The organism is Brevundimonas sp. BR2-1 (genome assembly GCF_037626195.1).
GTDB lineage: Bacteria > Pseudomonadota > Alphaproteobacteria > Caulobacterales > Caulobacteraceae > Brevundimonas.
The window spans coordinates 555,869-570,290 of record NZ_JARKMV010000002.1 but is presented as its reverse complement, the minus strand read 5'-3'; the positions used below and the strand labels follow the sequence as shown (position 1 = coordinate 570,290).

Here is a 14,422-nt window from a genome sequence, read left to right as displayed (position 1 = left end):
AGTTGTGGGGTCTTGAGGCGCGCCTTCTTCAGAAGGTCTTTCTTATCTGGACGAACAGCCACGGGCTCATCTGGGTGCGGCGCACCTCCTTGAAGGCCAGCGGCGCGGTGTCGCGCGGCCCGGAATGGATTTCGCGGTTGTAGCCATTCCGGCGGTTGGAGGCGTTGCCGAGATCGACCCTCACCGTCAGGTCGCCGCGGGGCTTCCACTGACCGAAGGCGCTGACGCCGGGCTCCGAATAAAAATAGCGGATCTCACGCACCCGATAGGCGGCGCCCTTGTCGACATTGCAGCCGTGGTCGAAGCCATAGGACCAGCGGCCCCCCTTCAGGTCCTGATTGAAGGCGATGCCGCAGCCGAAGGCCTGGTTGCCCTGGAAGCGCCGCTCGTCGCCGGTGACCGGATCGACCACGGAGGTTTGCGACCAGCTTCCGCGCACCTGCAGGCGGCCGTTGGGCACGCCCAGTCTGTCCGTTGGCAGGGTCAGGCGGGTCTGGAAGAAGTTGGAGGTCCCGTCGCCGATATTGCCGACGCCGTCGAACCCGCCGGTCAGCGGGATGACGTCGACCACATCCTCGATCTCGGCGTGGCTCAGGGTGAAGTCCAGCACGCCCTCGCCCCAGAAGCGGCGCTCATAGATCGCTTCCAGCACGGTCGACTTCTGCGGCTCCAGATCGGGATTGCCGCCCTCGACCTGGCCGATATCGATGTCGGCGGAGGCGACGAAGTCGCCGAAGTCCAGCTGGCCGACCTCGCGCTCGGCGCGGAAGCGGAATTGATGGCCTGTCCACGGCGTCCAGGTCATCTGGATGCGGGGCTTGGGGAAGATGAAGGATTTGGATTCGTTGCTGTCGCCCGACTGGCTGATCTCCGAGACCTCGACCCGGACGCCCGCTTCAAGCGTGAATTCCGGATTGGGCCGCCAGGTCGCCTGACCGAACACCTCGCCGCGCAACTCCTCCACCCGGACCGCGGCCGACGGCAGGGGGATGACCACGCCGTTTTCCTCATAGGCGTTGGCGCTGTCCAGGAAGTTGAAGGCGATCTCGCCGCCTGTCTCGACGGCGTACTGATCGTCGGGCCGGTAGCGCAGGGTGGCGCGGACGATCGACTCGCCCATCGTGGCGTCGGCGGTGAAGGTCGAACTGCCGCCGGCGCCGGTCGAGACACCGGTGTAATCCTCGGTCCCGTAGCGCTGCAGCCCGGTCAGCTCCAGCCCCATGCGGAGGCCGAGGTCGCGGGTCCAGTTGACGCCCAGTTCACCGGTGACCTCGTCGTTCTCCTCGTCATTGAAGCTGTCGCTGCCGGCCCCCGAGCGGATCAGCAGATCCTGGGCGTTCTCGTTGCCGAACCAGCCCAGCAGACCGTTGACCTTCAGCAGGCCGCCGGCCACGCGGCGCTGCACGGCGCCGGTGGCCCGCACCGTGCGGATGCGGTCCCACAGCACCAGATCGGCATCCTGGATCAGATTGCCGGCGGGATCGTAGCGGCGGCGGAATCCGTCGCCGGTCCCGTCCGTGCGATCGGTGAAGGCGTTGATCGAGCCCTCGATCTGGTTGTCGCCCTCGCGCCGCGACCAGCGCGCCGCCACTACCGGACCGACGTAGCCGTCAGGATAGAAATAGGCGTTGGCCTCGATCACCCGCTCGGTGACTACGGTGCGGACCAGGATGACGTTGGCGATCACCGAACGGCCCTGCATGTCGATGCCCGGGGCGCCGCCGCGGATCAGTTCGATGCGGGCCACTCCGGCGGCCGAGATGCGGCGCAGGATCTGGTCGAGACTGTCGCTCTTGGTCGAGGGCCGTGCGCCGTCGATCAGGACGTTGCCGGCCGTTCCCGCGAGGCCGCGGGTGCCGCTGTCGCCGGTGTCGAGACCAAAGCCCGGCAGGCGGGCGATCATGTCCAGCGCGGTGTCAGGCCGCGAATCGGCGAAGAAGGCCGGTTCGAAGATCAGCACGCCCTGCTGGGCTGCATCGACTTCCGGCGCGCTGGCGATCGGGCCGGTGGGAACGGGCGTCTGCGCGGCCGACTGGGGCGTGGCTGTCCGGGAGGGCGCGGTCTGCGCCAACGCCGGGCCTGCAAATGCGCACAAGGCTGCGCCGGCCAGCCAGACTGCTTTTCTCATCGACCCTCTCCCGGTTGCGGCGAAGGTGCGCGAGAGCCGGCGAGGCCTCCAGTTACAAGCTGGACAGGTGGATTAATTCGCCGACAGGCTTGGGGCGGCCCTGAGGCCGCCCCTCTGTGCATGGGTCAGAATGTCTTGCGCAGACGCAGGGAGACGAAGGTCCGCGGGTCGATGTAGCGGTTCTCGTAGAAGGCGACCGGCCGGGCCTGGGTGCGGTCGGCGAAGACCGTGCGCTGGACCTCGAAGTCGTCCCAGATGTTGATCTGGGCCCGCAGGGACAGGGTCGCGGTCGGCTTGTACTCGGCCCAGAGCTCGAAATAGTCCGCGCCGCGGAAGCCCGAGGTCTGGTCGGGGTCGTAGCTGAACTGGTGCAGGGTGGCGATGTAGGCGCCGCCCCACTGCAGCTTCCAGGAGTTGATGTCCTGGGCGATGGTGAAGACCGGCTGGGAGGGCCGAAGTCCCGAGATGGCGCGCGTCTCGCCGGTGGTCGGATCGGTCACCTCGGTGTGGTTCCAGGTGTTGCGGAAGCCGAGCCGTCCGCCGGTGAAGCCGAACCTGTCCATCGGCACCAGGATGTTGACCGCCAGCTGATCCAGCGTGCCGTCGCCGATGTTGCCCACCGCCGACAGGCCGCCGTCCAGGGGGATGACGTCGATGGCGTCGACGATCTCGTCGTGACGCAGGCCGATGCTGATGATGCCGTCGGTCCAGAAGCGGCGCTCATAGGTGGCTTCGGTGATCCAGCGCTGTTCCGGCTCCAGATCGGCGTTGCCGCCCAGCACATTCTCCTCGTCCAGATCCGAGGAGGCGGCGAAGTCGCCGAAGTCCAGCTGACCCAGTTCCCGTTCGAAGCGGAACCGGAACTGGTTGTTCGGCATCGGCGTCCAGGTGGCCAGGATCCGGGGTTTGGGGAAGAAGAAGCTCTTCTCCTGCTCGGCGTCGCCGGACTGGGTGATGGTCGAGGCCTCGACGCGCAGGCCGCCTTCCACCGTCAGGGTCGGGCGGACGCGCCAGGTCGCCTTGCCGAAGGCCTCGCCGCGCATCTCCTCTACCGTGACCGAGGCCGACGGCAGGGGCACCGGAACGCCGCCGACGGTGAAGGCCTGTTCGGTCTCCAGCATGTTGTAGGCGACCTCGCCGCCGCCCTCGAAGGTCAGGGCCGCGGACCGTTCGAAGCGCAGCAGGGCGCGGGCGATGGTTTCGGAGGAATTGCCCTCGGAGACGAAACGCTGCTCGGCGCTGTCCACGCCGTTGTCGCGGGTGCGCGCGGGCGACAGGCTCTCGAAGTCGTTGAACTGGTGGATGAAGCGGGTTTCGAGGTTCAGGCGGGTGCTCAGCGGACGGGTATAGACGGCGCCGAACTCGCCGCCCGAGCCGTCCTCCTCGTACAGATTCTCGCGTCGCACCGTGGGCGAGGTCTGCAGATTGATGCTGTAGTAATCGTTGACGCCGTAGCGGGCGGTCAGGTCGATCTTGCCGCCGTAGAGCGGCGTGGCGAAGTTGCCGCGGGCCGAGGTGCCGCCGCCGTACTGGTCGTTGGTATAGGTTTCCTGGCGGATGACGGCGCCGCTTGCGTTGCGGCGGATCACCGGGCCCACGCCGTTGGCGTCGCTCATGGAGATGCCGTCGCTGAGGGTCACGCCCCAGGTCGTTTCGCCCTCCTTGGCGGTGAACTGGTAGGAGCCGCCCCAGATGTCCTGATTGACGGCCACGATGTTGGCGTTGAGCGTGAGGATGTGCTGGCGGCTGGATTCCGACCTGGTGATCACGTTCACGACGACCGCGAAGCCCTGCATGTCGATGCCGGGGGCGCCGCCGCGGATCAGCTCGATCCGTTCGACCTGGCCGGCGAGGGTGCGGCCCAGCACGGCCGAGCCCGTGTCGTTCTTGGAGGCCGGGCGGGATCCGTTGATCAGGATGTTGCCGACAGAGCCCTCGAACCCGCGGCTGCCGTCACCGTCGACGACGGCGAAGCCCGGAACCCGGTTGACCATGTCCAGCGCGGAGTTGGGACGCTGGTCGGCGAAGAAGGCGGGTTCGAATATCAGCACGCCCTGTTGCGACGCGTCCGCCTGGGGTGCGGCCTGCTGTTCGCTGGGCGTCTGGGCGGACGCCGCGCCGGCGGTCAGGAGAAGCGCTGTCGTCGCCAGCAGGATGGTCTTGGTCATTGCAGGATTCCCCTCGTCGTGTGACGCGAGGTGTGGCTGTGTGTCGCGGCTTGCTCCAGTTACAAGACAGACAGGTGGATTAAATCGGAGACAGGATTACGTGAGTGTAATCAATGTGTTCCTATTTAGTCTTGGCGTTACTCGGTTGATATTGGATAGCGAGGTATAGTCGTGGCGCGCTCCTTGACCTGTCTTCTGGCCGCCGCCGCGCTGGCCGGAGCGCCCATTTCCACCGCTTCGATGGCCCAGACGCCCGAGCCGGAAGCCGCCTCGACCCTGGACGATGTCATCGTCACCGCCCGGCGGGCCGGGGCGCCGATGTGGACCGTCGAACGGGGCGACAGCGTCGTCATCCTGATCGGGTCGATCGAGGGCGTACCCCGCGACTATGCCTGGCGGCCCGAGGCGTTGGAGGCGGCGACGCGGGAATCCCGGAGAATCCTCTATCCGATGGAGGCGCGAGCCTCGGCGGCGGACATCCTGCGGATGCTCTGGCGCATCCGCACCATCGCCCGTCTGCCCAACGGGACGACCATCGCCGACCACGTGCCGCCCGAGCTGCTGGTTCGGCTGGAGCGACTCAAGGCCGAGGAGCGGTCCGATTCGTGGCGCACCGAAAGCCTGATCGGTCTGAGCTTCGACCTGTTGCGGGACGCGGGGCGGGAGCGTCGCGGGCGCGGCGCGCCGACCGTGGTGCGGGACGCGGCGCGGGCCGCGCGGATTCCCGGCGAACCGGTCGGCGTGGTGCGGGGCGACGAACTGATCGACAATCTGATCACCCTGCCGCCCTCGACCTATCTGCGCTGCGTCGAGGTTGCGACGACCGCGGCGGAAGCCGGTCCCGCCGGAGCAGCCGCGAGACTGGATGCCTGGAGCGGCCTCCGCGTGCGGGAGGTCCTGGCCAACCCGCTGGATCAGGCGCTCGGCCTGTGCTGGCCCAGCGGCGATCCGGACATCGCGCCGGTGGTGCGCACGCGCTGGGCCGAAGCGACGAACGCGGCCCTCGATCAGCCCGGGGTGACTTTGGGCGTGGCGCCTCTGCGAATCCTGGCGGAACCGGGCGGAGTGCTGGATCAGTTGGAGGCGCAGGGTCTCGATCCGCGTGGACCCGAGTGGAAGCCGGCGCCCTGAAAAACACAGTGCACGGCGTGCGGAATGTCGGCGCGATCTCCATGGCGGGCATGATGGCGCCCGCCTGCGTCAGAAGCGGTCGTATCAGACCGCCGTGCCGCCCACCGTCAGGCCGCCGATCTTGAGGCTGGGCTGGCCGATGCCGACGGGGACGCCCTGACCGCCCTTGCCGCAGACCCCGACGCCGGGATCGAAGGCGAAGTCGTCGCCGATCATCTGCACCCGCTGCAGGGCCGTGGCGCCGTCGCCGATCAGGGTGGCGCCCCGCACCGGGGCGGTGATCTTCCCGTCCTCGATCAGATAGGCCTCGGTGCACTGGAAGACGAATTTGCCGTTGGTGATGTCGACCTGGCCGCCGCCGAAATTCGCGGCGTAGAGGCCGCGCTTCGTCGAGGCGATCATGTCGGCCTGCTTGTCCCGGCCGCCTTCCATGAAGGTGTTGGTCATGCGCGGCATCGGCATGTGGGCGAAGGACTGGCGCCGGCCGTTGCCGGTGGCGCTGGCGCCCAGCTGACGGGCCGACATGCGGTCATGCATCAGCCCGACCATGATCCCGTCCTCGATCAGGACGGTGCGCGAGGTCGGCGTGCCCTCGTCGTCGATCGATAGCGAACCGCGACGGCCTGCAATGGAGCCGTCATCGACGACGGTGACGCCCGACGCCGCGACGCGCTGGCCCATCATGCCCGAGAAGACCGACGACCCCTTGCGGTGGAAGTCGCCCTCGAACCCGTGGCCGATGGCCTCGTGCAGCAGGACGCCGGGCCAGCCGGCGCCGAGGACCACGTCCATCTCGCCGGCGGGACAGTCGACGGCCTCCAGATTGACCAGCGCCTGACGCAGGGCCTCGTCGACCTGGCCCTGCCAGCGGTCCGGGGCGATCCAGGTCTCGAAGCCCGCGCGGCCGCCGGCCCCGGCCGAGGCGCTCTCGCGCTTGCCGTTCGATTCGACGGTGATGGAGACGTTCATCCGGACCAGCGGGCGCAGATCGCGCACCAGACGGCCGTCGCCGCGCAGGATCTCGATCTGGCGGCGCTCGCCGACCAGACTGGCCGAAACCTGCACGACACGTGGATCGCGGGCGCGGGCCCAGGCGTCGATCTCGGACAGCAGGGCGATCTTGTCGGAGAAGGCGGGCGAGGCGAGGGGGTCGACCGCATCGTAAAGCTGCTGGTTGGTGGCGCGCGGCGCCTCCGCCGTCACGCCGGCGTGGCCTGACCTGGCGAGGGAGGCGCTGTCGGCGGCGCGCCGGATGGCGGGGCCGCTGATCTCGTTGGCGTGGGCGTAGCCTGCGGTCTCGCCCGCCACGACGCGGAGGCCGAAGCCTTCGCTTGCGTCGTATGCGGCGGACTTCAGCCGGCCGTCGTCGAAGACCAGCGATTCGCTCTCGGACCGTTCGAGGAACAACTCCCCGTCGTCGGCCCCTGCGAGAGCGCCTTGCAGAATGGAGAGGGCTTCGTCGGCGCCGACGTCGGCGCTGTCGAGGATGGCGGGAGGCGATACGAGGACGGTCATGGGCCCTAAGTAGGGGCTGACCGCCCTCGCGTCACCGGGTCAGTTCTGGTCGATGTCGCCCGAACCCGAGACGGACTGCGTCAGATTGGCCGGCCGGCGGGTCAGATCGACGTCGCCGGACCCGGAGATGTCGATCCGCGCCGTCCCGGTCGGGCCGACCCGCAGGTCGCCCGAGCCGGAGGTGTCGACGTCGGCGTCAGTCATCCGCAGCGCAGACAGATCGGAATCGCCGGAACCGGTGGTGTCGATCGTCGCCTTCCGCGTCTCTCCCGCGGCGTCCACGTCCCCCGATCCGGAGACGTTCAGATCGAACGTCGGCTGGTCGTAACCGCGGATCGACAGGTCGGCGGAGCTTTCGAGATCGAACCGCTTCACCGAGGGGGCGGTGACGACCACGCGGAGCCGGCTGTTGTTGTGCCAGCCGAAGACCACGTGATCGGTGTCGTCATCGCCGTCAGCCCAGGTCAAGCGGCCGTCGATCAGATTGACGCGGTCGACCATGGACTTCCTGCCGGTGATCACGACCGAAGGCGTGTCGCCCTGGACGTAGGTCACGTCGCCCGGGATTTCGACGGCCAGGGCGTCGCCGCCGGTCCAGGCCAGGTTGCGCGTCACGGCCGGGCTGTCGTCGCCCCGCTCGAAGTGGACCGTGTGGTCCTCGCCGTCGTCGCGGAAGGTCCAGGTCCAGCCGTGGCGGGCCAGGTCGTTGCCGCCGATGGCGGCGGCGCCGGACAGGGTGGCGACGCAGAGCACGAGGCTGGCGCCGGTGATGATGAGAAGCGTGCGGATCATGTCGGTTCCTCCCTCAGAACTTGCCGTCGGCCGGGGTCTGTTCCCCGAGCGCAGGCTTCAGCAGGCGATAGTGCAGGCGCGCGTACCAGACGGTGGCGTTGACCAGCAGGATGGTGACGATGGCGGTCAGGGCGCCCATGGCGGTGGCCCCGGCCATCAGGCCGATGCCGCCCAGGATCGCCGTGGCGACGCCGCCGGGGAAGCCCGCGAAGGGCCCGGCGATCATCACCGCGCCTCCTCCGATGAACATGCCGACGGCGGCCATGAAGAAGCCGAACAGGACGCCGACCACGCTCATGAAGATGGGCAGCAGGATCAGCAGGTCGATCGCGCCCAGTCCCAGGACCGCGAACACGGCTCCGGCGGCGGCCGACGGGTTCTTCTCCTGATGCCAGCGCTGGGCCCCGGCCTCGGCGCGTAGTTCGCGGGCCAGACGGTCGGGATCGCCCAGGGCGGCCGCGACCTCGGCCTCGGAGCGGCCGGCGGCGGCTCCGTCCTCGAAATGGGTCTCATAGTCCGAGGCGATGTCGGCGGCGGCGGCGGTCGGCATGCCGACCAGTCCGCGGCGCAGGCGGCCCATGAATTCGGCGCGGGTCATAGTTCAGCTCCCTTGTCGGCTTTTGTCGCGACCGGTACGGCAGGCGCCGCGCCGTCGAGGACGGATTCCACCGCGCGGGCGAAGGCGCGCCATTCGGCCGTCTGGGCCTCCAGGGCGCCGCGGCCGGCGTCGGTCAGGCGATAGTATTTGCGCGACGGCCCGGACGCCGATTCGACCATATAGGTCTCGACCTGTCCGTCGGACTGCATTCGCCGCATCAGCGGGTAGATCGTCCCTTCGCCCATGTCGATCGCATCCGACAGGGTCGCGGCGATCTCATAGGCATAGCTGTCATGCCGGTTCAGAAGCGCCAGGACGCATAGCGTCAGCACTCCCTTCTTCAGCTGTATCTCGATTGTTTCGGGCACAGGGCGTCCTCCTTCGATGCCCAAGACGTATCGCAAGGTATCTGGTGACGCAAGGTAGCTGTCATAACATGACGCCGAATTAATCCGTGGGCCGATGGCCGCAGCCGGACGCAATATATTCCTCATCGCTTGGCAAGCGTCAGACGGGGCGATATGGACCGCCCGAAGAACCGCTCAGGGCGTCAGCCTGGGCGCCTGTTTGCGATTGTCTCGCAAGCGTTTGCGACGAAACGGTAATATGAGGATGTCTCGCATGGGGATGGGCACGCGGGCCCGGGCGTCGATCGGCGGTGGAGTCACCGCCCTGTGCCTGGCCGTATTCTCCGCCACGCCGACTTGGGCGAAGGAACTGGTGGGTCAGCCCACGGACGGGGCCCTCGGCCTGCAGCCGGCCGCTTCGCCGCTGAAGGTCCAGGCGCACTTCTTCCACGACATCGTCCTGATGCCGGTCATCACCTTCATTACCCTGCTGGTGCTGGGTCTGCTGGTGTGGATCGTCATCCGCTACAACAAGAAGTCCAACCCGGTTCCGGCCAAATGGAGCCACAACACCCTGGTCGAGGTGATCTGGACGGTCCTGCCCGTCCTGATCCTGGTCGGCATCTCGCTGTTCTCGTTCCGCCTGCTGTTCGCCTATCACGACATGCCGACGCCGGACCTGACCATCAAGGCGACGGGCAACCAGTGGAACTGGGCCTATGAGTATCCGGACCAGGGCATCGCCGAATACGTCTCCAACATGCTGCCGGAAGAAGAGCTGGCCCAGCGCGGCATGCCGCACAGCCTGTACCGCCTGGCCGCCGACGAGCCGATCGTAGTGCCGGTCGGCAAGACAGTCCGGGTCCTGGTCACCGCCGCCGACGTCATCCACGCCTTCGCCCTGCCGGCCTTCGGTCTGAAGACCGACGCCGTCCCCGGCCGCGTCAACGAGACCTGGTTCCGCGCCGACCGCGTCGGCACCTTCTACGGCCAGTGCTCGGAACTGTGCGGCGTCGACCACGCCTTCATGCCGATCCAGATCAACGTCGTCACCCAGGCCGAGTTCGAAGCCTGGGTCGCCTCCAAGGGCGGTTCGATGACGCCGAAGACTCCGGAACAGGCGCCCGGCGGCACCGCCGCCCAGGCCGCGGCCGGCACCACGGGCGCCCCGACGATCGCCGAAGGCGCCGTCGCCGCCCCGACTTCCATCCCGACGGTCGGCGCTCCCGCCGCCGCTGCCCAACCCGTTGCCTCCGCCCCGGCTCCCGCCGCGGCGCCGGCGGCCCAGTAACGATCCGCGAGAGCCCCCAGATCATGGCCACCGCAGCCGAAAACCTCGCCTATGACCACGACGGTCATGACGACCACGACCACAAGCCGGGCTTCTTCACCCGCTGGTTCCTGTCGACCAACCACAAGGACATCGGCACGCTGTACCTGCTGTTCGCCATCATGGCGGGCCTGGTCGGCGGCATCCTGTCCGGCTTCATCCGCCTCGAGCTGGCGGAACCGGGCATCCAGTACTTTGTCCAGGGCGGGCTGATCGACAAGCTGGGCCTCGTCGAGGCGTCCAAGCACGGCTACAACGTCACCGTCACGGCCCACGCCCTGATCATGATCTTCTTCATGGTCATGCCGGCGATGATCGGCGGGTTCGGCAACTGGTTCGTTCCGATCATGATCGGCGCGCCGGACATGGCCTTCCCGCGCATGAACAACGTCTCGTTCTGGCTGCTGGTCGCGGCCTGGGTGCTGCTGTGCCTGTCGATGTTCGTCGACGGCGGACCGGGCAAGGGCTTCGGGGGCGGCTGGACCATCTATCCGCCGCTCTCCACGACGGGCCACACCGGCCCGGCCATGGATCTGGCGATCTTCTCGCTGCACGTCGCGGGCGCCAGCTCGATCCTTGGCGCGATCAACTTCATCACCACCATCTTCAACATGCGCGCGCCGGGCATGACCCTGCACCGGATGCCGCTGTTCGCCTGGTCGGTGCTGATCACCGCCTTCCTGCTGCTGCTGTCGCTGCCCGTCCTGGCCGGCGCCATCACCATGCTGCTAGCCGACCGCAACTTCGGCACCAGCTTCTTCGACCCGGCCGGCGGCGGCGACCCCGTCATGTTCCAGCACCTGTTCTGGTTCTTCGGCCACCCGGAGGTCTACATCCTGATCCTGCCGGGCTTCGGCATCATCAGCCACATCGTCTCGACCTTCTCGAAGAAGCCGATCTTCGGCTACCTCGCCATGGCCTACGCCATGGTCGCCATCGGCTTCGTCGGCTTCATCGTGTGGGCGCACCACATGTACACGGTCGGCATGAGCGTGAACCTGCGCGCCTATTTCATCGCCGCCACCATGATCATCGCGGTGCCGACCGGCGTGAAGATCTTCAGCTGGATCGCCACCATGTGGGGCGGCTCGATCAGCTTCAAGACGCCCATGCTGTGGGCGATCGGCTTCATCTTCCTGTTCACCGTCGGCGGCGTGACCGGCGTGGTCCTGTCCAACGCGGGCATCGATTACAGCCTGCATGACACCTATTACGTCGTGGCTCACTTCCACTACGTGCTGTCGCTGGGCGCCGTCTTCGCGATCTTCGGCGGCTTCTACTACTGGTACGAAAAAATGTTCGGGGTGAAGTACAACGAGTTCCTCGGCTGCCTTCACTTCTGGATCATGTTCATCGGCGTGAACCTGGTCTTCTTCCCGCAGCATTTCCTGGGCCTGCAGGGCATGCCGCGCCGGTACATCGACTACTCGGACGGCTACGCCTTCTGGAACCAGATCTCGTCGATCGGCTATGCGATCACGGCCGTGGGCGTGCTGGTCTTCCTGGTCATGCTGGCCGAGTCGGCGATCCGCCGGCGCAAGGGCGTCGCCAACCCGTGGGGCGAAGGCGCCACGACGCTGGAATGGACCCTGTCCTCGCCGCCGCCGCACCACCAGTTCAACGAACTGCCGGTGGTGAAGAGCGACGACCACTAGGAGGGGCTCGATCCCGAACTGACATACGGGGGCCGCTCTTTCAGCCGAAAGGGCGGCCCTCGGGTTTTTGAAAGAGCGATGACCGAAACGACCCCGCAGCCCGCGATCTCGACCGCCCAGCCGGAAGACTTCTTCCAGCTGCTGAAGCCGCGCGTCATGTCGCTGGTGGTGTTCACCGGAGCCACCGGCCTGGTGGTGGCCAAAGGCGGCATCGACTGGATTTCGGCGGCCATCGCCATCCTGTGCATCGCCGTGGGCGCGGGGGCGGCGGGGGCGCTGAACATGGCGCTGGAGGGCGAGACCGACGCCCTGATGCGGCGCACGCGCGGACGGCCCGTCGCGGCGGGCCGCGTCCGCAAGAACGACGCCATGGCGTTCGGCGTCATCCTGTCGATCTTCTCGGTCATGCTGCTGGGCATGTCGACCAACTGGCTGGCCGGCGGCCTGCTGCTGGTGACCATTATCTATTACGCCGCCTTCTACACCCTGCTGCTGAAGCGGCGGACGCCCCAGAACATCGTCATCGGCGGCGCGGCCGGGGCCTTCCCGCCGGTCATCGGCTGGGCCGCCGCGACCGGTCAGGCCCCGTGGCAGGCGTGGCTGCTGTTCCTGATCATCTTCCTGTGGACCCCGCCGCACAGCTGGGCCCTGGCCCTGTATTCGGCCGGCGACTACGCCCGCGCCGGCATTCCGATGATGCCCGTGGCGCGAGGGGCGAAAAGCACCCGGTTGCAGATCCTGCTCTATACCCTGATCTTCGTGCCCGTGGCGATCGCACCGGGTCTGACGGGGCTCGGCGGCCTGCTGTATCTGGCCGTATCGATCCTCGGCGGCCTGGGCTTCCTCTTCCTGGCCGTGCGCCTGTATCGCAGCCGCGCCGGCGACCAGCCCGACAAGGCCGAGGCTGTGGGACGAGAGGCCGCATTGTATGATGTCCGCGCCGAGGCCAAACCGGCGCGCAACCTGTTCGCCTTCTCGATCCTGTATCTGATGGCGCTGTTCGCGGCCCTGCTGGTCGAGAGCGTCGCCGCCATCCCTGGACTGTAACGACCATGACCCGCCTGACCCCGGAACAGCTGCAAGCCCGCAACAGGCGCAACCTGGCCATCGCCGGGGCGCTGGTGGCCTTCATCGTGCTGGTGTTCGGCGTGACCGTGCTGAACCTCAAGCGCAACATCGACGCCCGCAAGGATGCGATCGAGGCCGGCCAGCCCGTGGGCTACGCCGGATGAAGCTGTCGCGGAACGCCATCGCCATCGTCTGCGTGCTCGGCGTCATGGGCATGACCGGCGCGGCCTTTGCGGCGGTGCCCCTGTACCGGATGTTCTGCCAGGTCACGGGCTTCGACGGCACGGTGCGCAAGGCCGAGAAGGCGCCCGACCACATGCTGGACGAGACGGTGCTGATCCGGTTCGACACCAATGTGCGGGACCTGCCGATGACCTTCCGCGCCGAACAGGTCACCCAGAGGGTGCGAATCGGCGAGACGGGTCTCGCCTATTTCGACGTGACCAACACCTCGGACCAGCCGATCCACGCCACGGCGGCCTACAATGTCGTGCCGGAGCGGGCGGGGCCCTATTTCCAGAAGCTGCAATGCTTCTGCTTCGAGGGGCAGACGATCCAGCCCGGCCAGACGATGAAATTCCCCGTCCAGTATTTCGTCGCGCCCGAGATGGCGACGGATCGCGAGAGCCGCGGCGTCAACGAAATCACCCTCAGCTACACCTTCTATCCGACCAAGTCCGCGGAGCTGGCGGCCAACGGCGCCCAACCCACTGGCGCAGCCGGATAGCGGACGCTATAGCCTGCCCCATACGTATCTCGACCGCTTCAAGAGACCCTGATGGCCGACGCTCACGCCACTCCTCATCACGACTACCACCTGGTGAACCCCAGTCCCTGGCCGTTGGTCGCCTCCATCGCGGTCACGATCATGATGGTCGGCGCCGTGGTCTGGATGAAGGGCATCGTCGGCGACGACGCCGGTCAGCTGGCGACTGCCCTGCTGGCCAAGGGTCACAACGCCCTGTTCTTCGCCGGTCTGGCCGGCGTGCTGGTCTCGATGTTCGGCTGGTGGGCCGACGTGATCAAGGAGAGCAAGGCGGGCGATCACACGCCGGTCGTCTCCATCGGCCTGCGCTACGGCATGATGCTGTTCATCGCGTCCGAGGTGATGTTCTTCGTCGCCTTCTTCTGGATGTTCTTCGAGATGGCGGTCTTCAACGAAGCGCGCGCCCATATTCCGGAAGTGGCCAACTGGGCCGACACCGCCGCCGCCTGGTCGACCTGGCCGCCCAAGGGCGTCGAGACCCTGGACGCCTGGCAGCTGCCGCTGCTGAATACCGTCATCCTGCTGCTGTCGGGCACGACCGTCACCTGGGCGCACCATGCGCTGCAGGTCGGCGACCGCAGCGCCGCCAAGACGGGGCTGCTGATCACCGTCGCGCTCGGCATCCTGTTCACCGCGGTGCAGGCCTATGAGTACAACCACATCATCCACGAGAACCTGTTCTTCAACGAAGAAGCGGCGAACTCCGGCCTCTACGGTTCGATCTTCTTCATGGCGACGGGCTTCCACGGCTTCCACGTCCTGATCGGCACCATCTTCCTGCTGGTCTGCCTGCTGCGCCTGTACGCGGGCCAGATGAGCCCGGCCAAGCATTTCGGCTTCGAGGCGGCCGCCTGGTACTGGCATTTCGTGGACGTGGTCTGGCTGTTCCTCTTCGCCTTCGTCTACGTCACCTTCGGGTGATCC

General features: G+C 67.3%; 13 protein-coding genes. 7 read left to right on the top strand and 6 right to left on the bottom strand.

What is annotated here, in order from left to right; translation table 11 throughout:
- Positions 1 to 28 precede the first annotated feature (28 nt).
- Positions 29 to 2,128, bottom strand: a complete 2,100-nt coding sequence (locus BrevBR_RS12405) for a TonB-dependent receptor plug domain-containing protein (protein ID WP_340001143.1) — start codon at positions 2,126 to 2,128, stop codon at positions 29 to 31.
- Between the two features lie 125 nt (positions 2,129 to 2,253).
- Positions 2,254 to 4,296 carry a TonB-dependent receptor plug domain-containing protein gene (locus BrevBR_RS12400; protein ID WP_340001142.1) on the bottom strand — a complete coding sequence of 681 codons (2,043 nt, stop codon included), beginning with the start codon at positions 4,294 to 4,296 and terminating at the stop codon, positions 2,254 to 2,256.
- A gap of 183 nt (positions 4,297 to 4,479) precedes the next feature.
- On the opposite strand from BrevBR_RS12400, the gene BrevBR_RS12395 reads away from it, so the two are divergent.
- Complete coding sequence (locus BrevBR_RS12395; RefSeq protein WP_340001141.1) at positions 4,480 to 5,427, top strand: TraB/GumN family protein; 948 nt, start codon at positions 4,480 to 4,482, stop codon at positions 5,425 to 5,427.
- Between the two features lie 84 nt (positions 5,428 to 5,511).
- Here BrevBR_RS12395 and tldD read toward each other — a convergent pair whose 3' ends face one another.
- Genes tldD through BrevBR_RS12375 form a run of 4 tightly spaced genes read right to left on the bottom strand, consistent with a single transcriptional unit; the run spans position 5,512 to position 8,700 of the window.
- On the bottom strand, positions 5,512 to 6,942 hold the full coding sequence (gene tldD / locus BrevBR_RS12390) for a metalloprotease TldD (RefSeq protein ID WP_340001140.1): 1,431 nt from the start codon (positions 6,940 to 6,942) through the stop codon (positions 5,512 to 5,514).
- 39 nt (positions 6,943 to 6,981) lie between these two features.
- Positions 6,982 to 7,734, bottom strand: a complete 753-nt coding sequence (locus BrevBR_RS12385; RefSeq protein WP_332639444.1) for a GIN domain-containing protein — start codon at positions 7,732 to 7,734, stop codon at positions 6,982 to 6,984.
- 13 nt (positions 7,735 to 7,747) lie between these two features.
- Complete coding sequence (locus BrevBR_RS12380; protein ID WP_332639443.1) at positions 7,748 to 8,332, bottom strand: DUF1700 domain-containing protein; 585 nt, start codon at positions 8,330 to 8,332, stop codon at positions 7,748 to 7,750.
- Positions 8,329 to 8,700: a PadR family transcriptional regulator gene (locus BrevBR_RS12375; protein ID WP_332639442.1), complete on the bottom strand. Its 372-nt coding sequence runs from the start codon at positions 8,698 to 8,700 to the stop codon at positions 8,329 to 8,331. Before BrevBR_RS12375 ends, BrevBR_RS12380 begins: the two co-directional genes overlap by 4 nt.
- 253 nt (positions 8,701 to 8,953) lie before the next feature.
- Between BrevBR_RS12375 and coxB the strand changes: the two genes are divergently transcribed.
- The 6 genes from coxB to BrevBR_RS12345 all read left to right on the top strand — a co-directional run bounded on the left by coxB (position 8,954) and on the right by BrevBR_RS12345 (position 14,419).
- Positions 8,954 to 9,970 (top strand): cytochrome c oxidase subunit II, encoded by a 1,017-nt coding sequence (gene coxB / locus BrevBR_RS12370; protein ID WP_340001139.1) that lies wholly within the window; start codon positions 8,954 to 8,956, stop codon positions 9,968 to 9,970.
- A gap of 23 nt (positions 9,971 to 9,993) precedes the next feature.
- Entirely contained in the window at positions 9,994 to 11,664 is a 1,671-nt protein-coding gene (gene ctaD, locus BrevBR_RS12365) for a cytochrome c oxidase subunit I (protein WP_332639440.1), read from the top strand.
- Positions 11,665 to 11,742: 78 nt separating this feature from the next.
- A complete protein-coding gene (cyoE, locus tag BrevBR_RS12360; protein WP_340001138.1) occupies positions 11,743 to 12,711 on the top strand; it encodes a heme o synthase in 969 nt (322 codons plus the stop codon).
- Between the two features lie 5 nt (positions 12,712 to 12,716).
- Positions 12,717 to 12,896, top strand: a complete 180-nt coding sequence (locus tag BrevBR_RS12355) for a hypothetical protein (RefSeq protein WP_332639438.1) — start codon at positions 12,717 to 12,719, stop codon at positions 12,894 to 12,896.
- Positions 12,893 to 13,459: a cytochrome c oxidase assembly protein gene (locus tag BrevBR_RS12350; protein WP_340001137.1), complete on the top strand. Its 567-nt coding sequence runs from the start codon at positions 12,893 to 12,895 to the stop codon at positions 13,457 to 13,459. The genes BrevBR_RS12355 and BrevBR_RS12350 overlap by 4 nt, the downstream gene beginning before the upstream one ends.
- A gap of 51 nt (positions 13,460 to 13,510) precedes the next feature.
- Positions 13,511 to 14,419, top strand: a complete 909-nt coding sequence (locus tag BrevBR_RS12345) for a cytochrome c oxidase subunit 3 (protein ID WP_332639436.1) — start codon at positions 13,511 to 13,513, stop codon at positions 14,417 to 14,419.
- The last annotated feature ends 3 nt before the right edge of the window (positions 14,420 to 14,422 follow it).

Excerpts from the sequence above, each read along its gene's own strand:
- BrevBR_RS12380 (WP_332639443.1), bottom strand. The coding sequence starts at position 8,332 with ATGACCCGCGCCGAATTCATGGGCCGCCTGCGCCGCGGACTGGTCGGC.
- BrevBR_RS12405 (WP_340001143.1), bottom strand. The coding sequence starts at position 2,128 with ATGAGAAAAGCAGTCTGGCTGGCCGGCGCAGCCTTGTGCGCATTTGCA.
- BrevBR_RS12345 (WP_332639436.1), top strand. The coding sequence starts at position 13,511 with ATGGCCGACGCTCACGCCACTCCTCATCACGACTACCACCTGGTGAAC.
- coxB (WP_340001139.1), top strand. The coding sequence starts at position 8,954 with ATGGGGATGGGCACGCGGGCCCGGGCGTCGATCGGCGGTGGAGTCACC.
- BrevBR_RS12385 (WP_332639444.1), bottom strand. The coding sequence starts at position 7,734 with ATGATCCGCACGCTTCTCATCATCACCGGCGCCAGCCTCGTGCTCTGC.
- BrevBR_RS12400 (WP_340001142.1), bottom strand. The coding sequence starts at position 4,296 with ATGACCAAGACCATCCTGCTGGCGACGACAGCGCTTCTCCTGACCGCC.
- BrevBR_RS12355 (WP_332639438.1), top strand. The coding sequence starts at position 12,717 with ATGACCCGCCTGACCCCGGAACAGCTGCAAGCCCGCAACAGGCGCAAC.
- BrevBR_RS12350 (WP_340001137.1), top strand. The coding sequence starts at position 12,893 with ATGAAGCTGTCGCGGAACGCCATCGCCATCGTCTGCGTGCTCGGCGTC.
- tldD (WP_340001140.1), bottom strand. The coding sequence starts at position 6,942 with ATGACCGTCCTCGTATCGCCTCCCGCCATCCTCGACAGCGCCGACGTC.
- ctaD (WP_332639440.1), top strand. The coding sequence starts at position 9,994 with ATGGCCACCGCAGCCGAAAACCTCGCCTATGACCACGACGGTCATGAC.
- cyoE (WP_340001138.1), top strand. The coding sequence starts at position 11,743 with ATGACCGAAACGACCCCGCAGCCCGCGATCTCGACCGCCCAGCCGGAA.